Here is an 11,869-nt window from a genome sequence, read left to right on the forward strand (position 1 = left end):
CCTCCTTATTCGCCAGCAGACGATGGATAACGCCCTTCAATAATGGCTCTTATCTGTTCCATCGGCATCTTGGGCTGTCGATCATACGTCAACAGACCGTTAATCTCCTGTTCTACATCCGTCAGCTGTGTGTAACAAAATCCTTCGACAACTGGTGAATCCAATAACGGCTGTACTACGGCATGCAGCCGCTGGGCAAAATCCTCGTCATTTTCCGCTCCGGAGTAACCCCAGCCTTCCCATTCACTTTTCTTATACCCGATTCCACCGAATTCGGTAATTAATATAGGCTGTCCTTCATAACGGTAGCCACCCACGCTCAGATTCCGACTGCCCGGAAGGGCACTTACCGCGTTTTCACGAGTTCGATACCTTTCCTCCAGAACTTCCCTTCTCCATTCATAATCATGAATGTTATACAAGTCGGTCTGTACCATCTCCCAGCCGTCATTGGAAATGACAGGACGAGTGGAATCCAGCGATTTGGTCAAATAATACATCGACAAGGCGTGATACTGCTGCTCCTTGCTGGTCAGGATATGGGGAACGCCCCAGCTTTCATTAAGAGGAACCCAGACCACAACACAGGGATGGTTGTAATCCCTTTCCAGCGCCTCCTGCCATTCCCGTGTTACCTGGGCGATATATTGTTCCGAGAAATCGTACGCATTCGCCATCTCTCCCCATACCAGCAGCCCAAGCTGATCACACCAGTACAGGTATCTTGGATCTTCAATCTTCTGGTGTTTTCTGGCGCCGTTAAATCCCATTTCCTTCGTTAATTCCACATCACGCCGGATAGCCTCATCACTCGGCGGGGTCAGATTGCCATCCGGGAAATACCCTTGATCCAGAACAAGCTTCATATAATATGGACGGTTATTCAGAAACAGCTTGCCTTGTTCAATGGAAATCTTGCGCATGCCGAAGTAACTGTCGACCTCATCGACTGGCACACCATCCACCAACACAGTGAAATGAATGTCATACAGATTAGGATGCTCTGGTGACCACAGCCTGCCAAGGCCATGCTCGTTAAAGGTATGAAGCCCAATGGTACGGGTTTCTGTTTTGCCGCTAATTCGATATTCGTCCTCAGACAGCTGCTCTCCCTGATAAGCAATGTGTACACGCAGTCTGACATCTTGAGCATCCCAATCCCTTGGATCAGTTTCCCTTTGAAGATAAGCCGTGACTTCGATCTTATTGCGATCAATATCGGGAGTCAGGCGCACCTTCTGCAGATGAACGGGGGCAACAGCTTCAAGCCACACCGATTGCCATATTCCAGTCGTGCGGGTATAGAAAATTTGGGCAGATTGCTCCTGCCAGAACTGTTTCCCGCGCGGCAGCGTTACATCCCTGCTATAATCAATCGCTTGTACGGTCAGCACATTGTTTCCTTCCAGAAGAGCATCCGTAATATCGGCATGAAATGGCGTATGCCCGCCCTCATGCCGGACCACCAGTTTCCCGTTCACCCATACAGAGGCTTCATAGTCCACGGCTCCGAAGTGCAGCAGGAGCCGTTTACCGGGGAAGTTCTCTGGAATGTCAAAAGTCCGTTTGTACCAGACATTATCGTGAAAATCCGGATCTGCTATCCCGCTGAGCTGACTTTGAAAAGCAAACGGTACCTGGATTCGGCGGCTGAATGCTTGTTTGCCTTCATTCCAGTTTTCCGAACGTCCCTTGTTATGATCATCGAATTCAAATTCCCATTCCCCGTTCAAACTCATCCAGTCCTTCCGCACAAATTGCGGCCTTGGATAATCCTGTCGCAGCATGATGTTCAGCTCTCCTGTTCTAAGTTGATCTCTTGCATATAGTCCAGGCTTCATCCCAGATTGATTTTTCGAATCTCTTCCAGTGGTACCTTCGGTTTGCGGTCTTCCGTCAGCAGTCCGTTGATCTCTTGCTGCACATCCGTAAGCTGTGTGTAACAATAACCAGAGATATAGGGAATGGATTGAATTGCCCCGGTGATGGATCTGAAACGTTCGAGAAAAGCCTCTACCGAATCCACTTGGTTACCGTACCCCCAGCCTTTATCCGATTGAAAAGCGATTCCGCCGAATTCACTAATGATGATAGGTTGGCCTTTGTACGTATATCCTTCTGCAAAAGCAAATTTCCATCGGTTGGATGCGATCTGGTTCGTTACAATCAGATCCTTATCCTGATAACGCTCCAGAAAAGCGTCTCCCGTCTCCACATAATCATGGAGACTCAGAATGTCGGATACCGTATGCTCCCAGCCATCGTTGGTAACCACCGGACGATACGGATCAATCGCTTTTGTCAGATGATAGATGGTTTGAGTGAACTGCTGCTGCCTTACATCATGGGCAATGGTCTGTACACCCCAAGATTCATTGAAAGGAACCCAGGTAATTACGCATGGATGATTATATTGCTGAGGTACAATTTCCAGCCACTCTTTGGTGAAGCGGGTCACAGCCTCGTCATTGAATTCGAAGGTCGCCGCCATTTCTGACCAGACCAACATGCCCTTCACATCACACCAATATAAGAAGAGCGGGTCCTCCAGCTTCATATGTTTACGGATTCCGTTGTATCCCATTGCCGCAATGTAATCGATATCCTCAATCAGTGCTTCCTCAGAAGGAGGTGTTAGATGAGTCTCTGGCCAATAGCCCTGATCCAGAATCAGCCTTTGATAGAGTGGAGCGTTATTCAGCAGAATCTGCCCATTTTCAATCGATATCTTTCGCATGCCAAAATAGGACTGAACCCGGTCGCTTTCTTTCTCGTCCTCGTACAGAACAAACTCAATATCGTACAGGTTCGGTGATCCTGGTGACCACAACGACTGTTTCCACGGACCGCCAGCCTCATGTTTTACACTGGCTTCTATCGTCATCCAAGGTCTGTCTGGAGACAGGCTGATGGTTTGCACATGCTGCCCCTTAAGCTCAATGCGCGTCTCCAGACGCAAGTTGTTTCTGCCTTCAATTCCATGCAGCTGAAAGTCCAATCGAATCATATGTCGATCAATATCCGGTGTCATTTTGATCGCATCAATTCTTGCCTCATTCACATATTCCAGCCATACACTTTTCCAAATCCCGGTGCTCTGTACATAGAAGCATTCAAAATTTTGATCCACCCAGCGTTGTTTTCCGCGAGGCTGCACTGCACTCTGACTGTCCTCTATCTCAAGCACGATATTATTCTCTGAACCGTACGTAATGTATGGCGTGATGTCGAAGGAAAAGGCAGCATAACCTCCTTCATGCTCTCCAACAACTGTCCCGTTCACCCAGCATTTTGCCTTGTAGTCTACACCCTGAAAATGAAGAATCGTTCTTTTCCCTTGAGCCTCCTGCGGGATCAGCACATTTCTTCGATACCAGACCCGTGGATGAAATGTCTCGATCCCGATTCCGCTTGCTTTGGTTTCATAGGTGAAAGGAACAATGATTTGGGTCCCTTTCGGAAATTGTTCTTCATCATACCAATGCTCGCTTTCGCCTACTTTGCCATCATCGAAGGAAAAATCCCATTCCCCGTTCAGATCCAGCCACTCCTTGCGGACAAATTGTGGTCTTGGATAATGTTTGCTATAAGATTTGGTAGTCATATTGTTCTCCCCGATCTCCTCTATATTTGGCGCGTTGGCCTGAAAAAGTGTTAACCTTTAATACCAGACATGCTGATACCTTTGACAATCTGCTTCTCAAAGATGATAAATAATATAATGATAGGAACAGAAGCGACGGCATTGATAACCATTGGTTTAACATAATCCTCTGAATACTGCCCCATCAGCGTGGGAATTCCCATTGGCAGTGTAAACAGATTGTCATCCGTGATCGAAAGAAAAGGCCAGAGAAAATTGTTCCATGAACCAATAAACGTCAGGATCGCCATGGAAGCCATCGCTGGCCGGGTCAGCGGCAGTACAATGCTTGTGAAAATCCGCCAAAAGCCCCCACCGTCAATTTGCACGCTCTCCAACAGATCATTGGGAATACCGTCGAAGAAGCTTTTGAGTACAATGACTGCTACAGGCGAAGCCAACGCAGGAATGATTAATCCACTGTATGAATTCAGCAAATGAAGATCCTTGGCCACCTGATAGAGTGGAATAATGGTAGCCTCACCGGGAATCAACAGCCCGCCAAGAATGAAGAAGAAAATAAATGTACGGAAACGAAACGGTACTTTGGACAGGGCAAATCCGGCCATGGCGGCGAAAATAACAGTCAACACGGTCACAATCACCGCGACAAACAAACTGTTAACCACCCACTGTGACAGCTTTGTCGTCGTCAGAATCTCGTTATAGACGGCAAGCGAGTAAGGAGGTTTAAACCAGTCCAGCACTGTAATAATCTTCATGCCTTCTTCTTTAATGGAGACCATCAGCATCCACACAAGTGGGGCCGCAAACATAACCGCCATCAACGCAGAACCTGTGCGATACAGCCATTTCATCAGTTTTCCGCCCCTTTCCGGTTAGTCATCCAGTATTGCAGCGCAGACAGCACCAGCAGGATTACGAATAAAATGTAGGACATCGTTGCGGCATAACCCAGGTTGTTATTCTTGAATCCGGTCTGATAGATTAACTGAATAATCGGGCGTGTCTGATCCAGCGGTCCCCCGCCCGTAATGACATAAATTTGCATAAAGACTTTGTAGGAAGCGATGATCTGCAACATCGTTATGGTTTTGGTCAATGGATTTAGATATGGAAGAGTAATTCTCCAAAATATTTGATTATCACTTGCACCATCCAACCTCGCCGCTTCGTAAATCTCATCCGGAATTTCCTGCATGGCGGAAAGATACAAAATAAAGTTAAATCCGACTGTCCACCACAAGGTAATTACGGTAATAACGACCCAGGCGAGCCCGGTTTCCGTCAGCCAGAAAACCTCAGAATTTTGAGGCAATAATTGGACAAGATGCAGGACGGAATTGACCAATCCCGTATAAGGCTGAAATACGAATAAACCCAGATAAGCTGCGACAGCGACGGAGAGTACGCTTGGTATAAAGAAGATAATGCGGTAGAACTTCTGCAAAGACGATTTACGGTTGGCAATCATAGCCAGCAAAATCGCGAGTATAATCATGGTCGGTGTACTCAAGAAAACAAAAAAGGTAGAATGCCAAATCGCTTCCCAAACCTCTCTGTCCTGAAGAACTTTTCGGAAGTTATCCAGGCCAACAAAATCCATTTTCTTAATCAATGTCCATTTGTAGAAGGTCATCTCCACGCCTTTAATCATGGGCCAGATCGTAAATAAACCATAAACAATTAAGAATGGAAGCAGAAATACCAGTGCCTGCAAATCCGCTCTCATTTTTTTGATCTTCATATGCGTCTCCCCTTTGATTGGCACACAAGCCGGCGATTTCTTGTCTACAGATGATGACTACGCACGGCTTGCGTGACCCGTCTTACTTCTATTCGCTTAGAATTTTCTGAATGGCTGTCTCCATGTTGTTCATGGCATCCGCAGGGGTCATTTTGTTCATCCATACCTCATTCAAAAATTTAAAGGCAGCTTCATCACGGATTTGTGCATTCTTGGTGGAATGTTTGCTGAATTTAACTACACTTGCCACTTCGGAATAATCGCTGCGGTATGGCAGATCCTTGAATTCCTGTTTTTCCAGGACGGATGGCTTGGATGGAATATGTCCGGCTTTCGCCCAGACCTGACCATTGTCAGCAACCCAGTCGGCAAAGATCATCGCTGCTTTGCGTTTAGCCGAGTCCTCATCCTTAGTCAGCGGCAGAACAATCGTGTGAGAATCTCCCCACGTTGCTTCCTGATCGTAGAATTTCGGAATTGGCATGGCTCCAAACTCAAGTCCTTTGGTGGATTCCCAGGTTCCAGTCGTCCAGACCCCTGTCATGATAATGGCGGCTGTGCCACTTTGGAAATTTTTATAGAAGTCCGGATCATTTTTCTTGATATAACCTTCGGTATAGAGCTTCTGGATATAGTCTGCGGCTTTGATGCCTTTCTCCTTATCAATGGCTGCGGATTTCAGATCATCCGATACGACGTCGTTGCCACCCAACTGGGAGTACAGTGACCACCACAAGCGGTAAGGGTCATCATTATTATTGGACAATGCAAACGGGGTAGTTTTGGCAGGCAGCTTCTCTTTTAACGTTTGAAGGAAACTTACAAATCCGTCAGCAGATTGCTCCAGAATCGGTTTCCCGTCTTCCCCAAGCAAGCCTGCATCTTTTAAAAGTTTTTTGTTGTAGAACATGATAAAGGGATGTGTGTCAATGGGTACAGCATAATGTTGGCCTTCTACGGTAACCGCATCCAAGAGATTTTGGTTATACGTGCTCCAATCCACACCTGCATCCGTAGCCGGAGTATCCAGCTCTGTGACGACCCCCTGATTGATCAGGTCGGGCAGTCTGGAAGAATGGGAAATCCCGATATCCGGTCCATTACCGTTACCAACAGCAGTAACGAGCTTCGTATAGTACTCGCCCCAGGCCAATTTGGTATTCTTGACTTCAATGTCCGGGTGGGTTTTGTTGAATTCATCGACCAATGTCTGCATATTGGCGCCATCACCACCATCGAACAGTGTCCAGAAGGACAATGTCACTTTTCCATCACCGGAGCCACTATCCCCAGCGTCGTTACTGCCTCCGCTACATGCACTTAAAACGGTAGAGAATGAGAGTAATAATGTCAGTGCTAACCTGCCGATCTTCTTTTTCATGCGAGTATCCCCTTTACTCTAATTTGTAGATACAAACGATATAATTGTTTTGTTACATTATTACTGTATCTATAGGGGATTATATAAGGGTATTTCTCTTGTGTCAACGCTTTCAAACATATTTAATGTAATTATTAATTAAAAAAAGGCATTAGTTACATAATATCTGCAACCAAGGCCTTTCTCCCTTATAGCATTCTAATGAATAGCATAATGTACAGTCATTTTTATATTTTGGTCATAATCTCCAAATTGTCTCCCAAAGAGATTAACTCCTCCTTGATGAACAGCATCCGGTTTAATGCCAATCCGTACCCTTAACTTGTGGCTGTTCTGAAGGTTAAGCTGAGCCAGATCAACTGCTGAGATTTTCTCCATATCCAGTGTCGTTTTATTTTTGTCCACTCGCCATGTCTTTAATAACCCGTACTGTGTGGACCATTCAAACCACCAAGCCGGGTTGAGCTTTCCGCGCCGATCTCCAAAGTCACCAGGACATGTCCACATGCCAATTTCCACACCGTTAATCCATACGGAGATATCGGAAGGCCAGTTATGATCATAGTTTGGGGCTTCAGAACACATCTCCATGGACAGTTCCAGTGATTCGATTACCGCTTCTCCCGGAATTTCCAGCGGCATCAAATATTCCACATATCCTTTGCGAAACCACATAATCTGCGCGCCAACATGCTTTGGATGAAAAAAGCTGGCAGGTTCATCCTCTCGAATGATCATGCCCTCACCATTCGCCATGCCGCAGGTTGGTGATACTTCACAATCACTATAGTGACCAATAGGCATATCCACTTCGTATACCTGAATATCGCCTTTGGGAATTGCTTTCTCCAGATTAAGAGCAATATGAATATCATCGTAATTGCGGCTGCATACCTTCATGGCCCCGCGAGAGGCGGGCAGCAGTTCCGTATTAATCAGCCTCGCCGCTTCCAAAACCTTGATATTACTGGCTACTGTCGATACCGGAAGTTTGAGAGCTTCCGCGATTTCTACTATATTCAGGTTTTGGGAAATCAATAGTCTCAGGATATCCACTCGTGAGCGGGTCGATAAAGCATGCGTGACCATGACCAGCTCATCCGGATTATCAAAACTCAACTCAAGCATTCATTCACCACCTCTTATGTATTTATGGAACAACAAATGTAATCGAATAGTTTAATTCAGTCGATAATATTGTAACAAAACATTTATTTTGTATCAAATTGCTTTTTACTTCATCATTAATCTTCGTTTTCATACAATTTCTGTGTGTTTCCTATCGGAATGAAACCATAGCTCCAAACCAAAAAATCCGCCATGTTAGGCGGATTTTGGGGTGTACAGGTTCCTCTTGCCAATAAAAGCTCCAACACTTTGTGCTAAAATGCGACAGGCAAGGCTGCCAGGCTCTGTGAACTTAGCGCCAAATGCCACTCAATGTTTTCCCGAGGAATATTAAGTCGCAGATTAGGCATACGTCTTAACAATGTTGTAAAAGCGATATCTCCCTCCACACGAGCAAGTGGAGCCCCCAAGCAGGAATGAATGCCATGACCAAAAGCCAGATGACGATTAATATGACGTGTAACATCCAGATCCTCTGGCTGTTCAAACTGAAGCTCATCCCGATTGGCAGATTTCAACACGGGAATGACCATATCTCCCTTTTTAATCCGTTGTCCTGCCAGCTCGATATCCTGAGTTGCAAACCGCGGTCCAGCAATGGTTGCAGGTCCATTAAAACGCAGCAATTCCTCGACAGCAGACGGGGCCAGACTGAGATCAGCCTTGAGCTCCTCCAATTGTTCAGGATGATCCAATAACATCATTGCACCTGTTGCAATCAGATTGGATGTCGTCTCATGACCGGCAAAGATCAATAATGTAATCATGGACAGCAGTTCAGGTTCACTGAGTCGATCGCCCTCTTCTTCAATAGCAATCAATTGACTAATCAAGTCATCCGCAGGATGTTTGCGTTTCTCAGCTACCAGCTGTGCGGTATAGTCCCCGAAGGCTCGAAGATGCTCCTCTACTCCCGGATCACGCACTCCCAAACCCAAACCGTGTGCAATCGCGGAGGACCAGTTCTGGATCTGAGGGCGATCTGATTTAGGCACACCCAGCATATCGGATATCACATGGATCGGTAACGGATAGGCGTAGTCCTTGACCAAATCCATCTCACCCTGGGCTTGAACCTGATCCAGTAATTCATCAGCAATCTGCTGTACACGCGGGCGAAGACTTTCCATATATTTGGGCGTAAAGGCTTTGGAGACCAGTCGACGTAATCGCCGATGATCAGGCTCATCCACGGAGAGCATCGATTTTCCGGTGAAGAACGTCGGAGGGGCATCTGGATCTATATTGCCTACATAGGCTTTCAGGGCATTCTCATTACCGTCGATGGATTGCGGGTCTACTGTGAAGTGTGCATGATCTTTAAGTACCTGTGAAGCTTCTTCCATTCGTGTAACCAACCACTGTCCCCGATCTGTGCCACCCATTGGCAGAGACACTGGAATAACAGGACCTGTTTCACGCAACTGCTTGATAAGGGAAAACGGGTTTTCACCACTATCCCCACTAAACAGACTTAGCGCTGCTTGTTGTGAAGCATTAAGATCTAACTCACTCATTATAACCACCCTTTCGCTTCGACAATTTTATTAGGTTAAACTATTGCATATTGGAGGGACTTCCTGGCGATGACCAACCTTCACAAAAATCACGGGTACGTTATGTCTGCGAGAGCTGCTTCTACTGCTTTCTGAAACGGGAACAGTGCGTTCTCGTGCTTCGCATACTACGATACAATGATGTTCTGCATATCCATAACCAGAAGCAGAAGTGCAGCTTTGTTATGATCACTCTCCATGAGTTGCACATCCCTCTCGTTTTGATTAAGATTAAGGGGAGAACTCTCCGCTTAACCTCTTCTTGATATTAAACGGAGAGTTCTCCCCTTGTCAAATTTTGGAGGTTGAAGGATAGGAAGTGACAGACAGTGGATAAAACCAACACAACCTCTCGTTCGGAACGACGGGATGCAGCCGAGAACCGCCAACGTATTCTGAACGTGGCTTTCAGATTATTTGAGCTGCACGGCGTCGAGCGGGTCAGCATGAATCAGATCGCTTCCGAAGCGCAGATTGGAGCGGGCACTTTATACCGCAGATACCGCAATAAGAGTGAGTTATGTATGGACTTGATCAAAGATAACGCAGCGTTGTTCTTCGAGGATGTAGAGACATACCTTCAGGAGAACGCATTGCATCCCCCATTTGAGCGGTTGCGTGGTCTGCTGACGTTATTTATCCAGTTCAGAGAGAAAAATGCGGAGCTGCTCTCGGGCATCGAGAATGCGGTATATCAGGGATCAGACTCCAGAACCTCAAGTCCCCTATATGACCAATTGCACCAGCAGCTATTCGAGTTATTCGAAGAAATAGCAACAGAGACCGACGAATCACAGGCCATCAGCTTGTTCAAAACAGACATGCTCCTGACCGCCATGAGCAATGATTCCTATCTGTTTCAAAAAAACGTGCGCGGCAACTCTCCCGACCGCATTGTGGAGCAGCTCTGTTTAACGTTTCTTTAACGTATATGGGTATATGAAAATACCAAAAAGCCTAATTCATCGTCGGCAATCTGCCGCTTGAACTAGGCTTTTTTTAGCTTGAGATCTGATTTTATAATGCTTTCATATACCATGCATCACAAGCAAAATGTTCCGTTGCATTTAACGGTGCCTCTAACGGAATAAAACCGTTCTTGATATAGAACTTGTTAGCCGCGACCATGTTGCTAAGCGTTTCAAGATAACATTGTTCATAGTAGTCTTTGGCAAAATCAAGGGAAATCCGAAGCAAATCATATGAAATCCCGGTTCCTCGTGCTTCTTTCAATGCATACATCTTCTGCAATTCACAAATATGAGGAAATCCTTCCACGGGTCCGATCCCGCAACCAGCTACAATGGTTGAGTTATCCTCAACCACCCAATATTTTGAGCCTTTCCGTTGATAAAGGTGATAAAAATCGCCCAAATTTGGATCAGCCCACGCCGTTCCTGTCTTATTGGCCTCAAATTCAATCAGACAACTTCGAATCAGAGACTCTACTTCTTGATTATCTTTTTCCTCTATTTCTCTAATGAACATGCAGTAAGCCTCCACATCATGAAATAACCGACGCTCTTAACGATATAAATTATACTACGATTAAGAACGAAATGCCTTATTCACTTGATGTGATGACCATCTCTTTTCATGTGGCCTACTTACGAGATGGTTTCCATAAGACTCTTAGACAGGGTTTTGACAACCATGTCGTACGAATGGTCAATCATGACATAAATATCTTGCTCCGACAAGGAACCATCAAGAATAATGGTATTCCAATGCTTTTTGTTCATATGATACCCCGGTTGAACGGATTCATGCTGCTCTCTCAGGTTTTCTGCAATAATCGGATCACATTTTAGGTTCAAGCGAACGTTATCCGCCTTGCCCTCAAAAATGAGTGCAAACATTTTCCCTCCAATTTTGATCACAACCGTATCGGCTCCGAAGGGATAATCCTTGATGGCACCTTTTTTCTTCAAACAGTAATCAATGATCTTATTCTTCAATTCAGTACCTCTCCTTTGCGCGGAAGACAAACTTTCCCTGCCCAATTCAATGATACCGAATGTACGTTTGCATGTAAACCAGCATGTTGAATGTACCTATCACATGATAAATCATGTGATAGGCTATACATCATTCAAATTAAGTATTAGATACCCTGGCTGTCTTCACTTTCTGGACCTCGTACATATTCACGGTAGTGCTAATTAAATATTCTGGTTTCTCCTGTCCTCTTTTCTCGCGGTGACCCTTAATATGCACATCACTCTTCTCCCAATTCTTCCATGCATCTTCCGATTCCCAACGAATCAGCACCATTACTTCTTCATGTTCTTTACTCTTTTTGTTAACCATCACACTGAAATCAATCAGTCCCGGCATTTCCTCTACAGGGCTAGGGGCACTAAAACGTTCCACCAGTTTATGACTGTGACCTTTTTCAACTACCATAACGCGAGTTTGAATGAACATAAATTACGCCTCCTGATTGCCTCAAG

General features: G+C 45.6%; 11 protein-coding genes. 1 reads left to right on the forward strand and 10 read right to left on the reverse strand.

The window, feature by feature from the left end; all coding sequences use genetic code 11:
• Window positions 1-5: 5 nt before the first annotated feature.
• The 7 genes from Q0V21_RS10020 to Q0V21_RS10050 form a co-directional block, all read right to left on the reverse strand.
• Complete coding sequence (locus Q0V21_RS10020) at window positions 6-1,787, reverse strand: glycoside hydrolase family 2 protein (protein ID WP_301878713.1); 1,782 nt, start codon at window positions 1,785-1,787, stop codon at window positions 6-8.
• A gap of 50 nt (window positions 1,788-1,837) precedes the next feature.
• The gene (locus Q0V21_RS10025; RefSeq protein WP_301878715.1) at window positions 1,838-3,604 is read right to left on the reverse strand and encodes a glycoside hydrolase family 2 protein; all 1,767 of its coding nucleotides are present in this window, start codon (window positions 3,602-3,604) and stop codon (window positions 1,838-1,840) included.
• Window positions 3,605-3,654: 50 nt separating this feature from the next.
• Window positions 3,655-4,461, reverse strand: a complete 807-nt coding sequence (locus tag Q0V21_RS10030) for a carbohydrate ABC transporter permease (protein WP_301878716.1) — start codon at window positions 4,459-4,461, stop codon at window positions 3,655-3,657.
• The gene (locus tag Q0V21_RS10035) at window positions 4,461-5,351 is read right to left on the reverse strand and encodes a carbohydrate ABC transporter permease (protein WP_301878717.1); all 891 of its coding nucleotides are present in this window, start codon (window positions 5,349-5,351) and stop codon (window positions 4,461-4,463) included. Before Q0V21_RS10035 ends, Q0V21_RS10030 begins: the two co-directional genes overlap by 1 nt.
• Before the next feature lie 88 nt (window positions 5,352-5,439).
• Window positions 5,440-6,732 (reverse strand): ABC transporter substrate-binding protein, encoded by a 1,293-nt coding sequence (locus Q0V21_RS10040; protein ID WP_079344451.1) that lies wholly within the window; start codon window positions 6,730-6,732, stop codon window positions 5,440-5,442.
• Between the two features lie 198 nt (window positions 6,733-6,930).
• Entirely contained in the window at window positions 6,931-7,860 is a 930-nt protein-coding gene (locus tag Q0V21_RS10045) for an ArsR/SmtB family transcription factor (RefSeq protein WP_079344450.1), read from the reverse strand.
• A 254-nt stretch (window positions 7,861-8,114) separates the two neighbouring features.
• Entirely contained in the window at window positions 8,115-9,377 is a 1,263-nt protein-coding gene (locus Q0V21_RS10050; RefSeq protein ID WP_301878718.1) for a cytochrome P450 family protein, read from the reverse strand.
• 368 nt (window positions 9,378-9,745) lie between these two features.
• Here Q0V21_RS10050 and Q0V21_RS10055 point away from each other — a divergent pair, with 368 nt between their 5' ends.
• Window positions 9,746-10,342 carry a TetR/AcrR family transcriptional regulator gene (locus Q0V21_RS10055; RefSeq protein ID WP_301878719.1) on the forward strand — a complete coding sequence of 199 codons (597 nt, stop codon included), beginning with the start codon at window positions 9,746-9,748 and terminating at the stop codon, window positions 10,340-10,342.
• A 91-nt stretch (window positions 10,343-10,433) separates the two neighbouring features.
• Here Q0V21_RS10055 and Q0V21_RS10060 read toward each other — a convergent pair whose 3' ends face one another.
• From Q0V21_RS10060 to Q0V21_RS10070, 3 genes are all read right to left on the reverse strand, one after another.
• Window positions 10,434-10,904, reverse strand: coding sequence for a GNAT family N-acetyltransferase (locus Q0V21_RS10060; RefSeq protein ID WP_301878721.1), 471 nt, complete (start codon window positions 10,902-10,904; stop codon window positions 10,434-10,436).
• A 119-nt stretch (window positions 10,905-11,023) separates the two neighbouring features.
• Window positions 11,024-11,374 (reverse strand): MmcQ/YjbR family DNA-binding protein, encoded by a 351-nt coding sequence (locus Q0V21_RS10065; protein WP_094936533.1) that lies wholly within the window; start codon window positions 11,372-11,374, stop codon window positions 11,024-11,026.
• A 139-nt stretch (window positions 11,375-11,513) separates the two neighbouring features.
• Window positions 11,514-11,843, reverse strand: coding sequence for an antibiotic biosynthesis monooxygenase (locus Q0V21_RS10070; RefSeq protein ID WP_024631801.1), 330 nt, complete (start codon window positions 11,841-11,843; stop codon window positions 11,514-11,516).
• Window positions 11,844-11,869: the final 26 nt, after the last annotated feature.

It is taken from the genome of Paenibacillus sp. 11B (assembly GCF_030487755.1).
GTDB lineage: Bacteria > Bacillota > Bacilli > Paenibacillales > Paenibacillaceae > Paenibacillus > Paenibacillus vandeheii.

What these genes read in the sequence shown, in the direction of transcription:
- Q0V21_RS10070 (WP_024631801.1), bottom strand. Translation starts at nt 11,843, where the DNA reads ATGTTCATTCAAACTCGCGTTATGGTAGTTGAAAAAGGTCACAGTCAT.
- Q0V21_RS10040 (WP_079344451.1), bottom strand. Translation starts at nt 6,732, where the DNA reads ATGAAAAAGAAGATCGGCAGGTTAGCACTGACATTATTACTCTCATTC.
- Q0V21_RS10060 (WP_301878721.1), bottom strand. Translation starts at nt 10,904, where the DNA reads ATGTTCATTAGAGAAATAGAGGAAAAAGATAATCAAGAAGTAGAGTCT.
- Q0V21_RS10050 (WP_301878718.1), bottom strand. Translation starts at nt 9,377, where the DNA reads ATGAGTGAGTTAGATCTTAATGCTTCACAACAAGCAGCGCTAAGTCTG.
- Q0V21_RS10045 (WP_079344450.1), bottom strand. Translation starts at nt 7,860, where the DNA reads ATGCTTGAGTTGAGTTTTGATAATCCGGATGAGCTGGTCATGGTCACG.
- Q0V21_RS10030 (WP_301878716.1), bottom strand. Translation starts at nt 4,461, where the DNA reads ATGAAATGGCTGTATCGCACAGGTTCTGCGTTGATGGCGGTTATGTTT.
- Q0V21_RS10020 (WP_301878713.1), bottom strand. Translation starts at nt 1,787, where the DNA reads ATGCTGCGACAGGATTATCCAAGGCCGCAATTTGTGCGGAAGGACTGG.
- Q0V21_RS10035 (WP_301878717.1), bottom strand. Translation starts at nt 5,351, where the DNA reads ATGAAGATCAAAAAAATGAGAGCGGATTTGCAGGCACTGGTATTTCTG.
- Q0V21_RS10025 (WP_301878715.1), bottom strand. Translation starts at nt 3,604, where the DNA reads ATGACTACCAAATCTTATAGCAAACATTATCCAAGACCACAATTTGTC.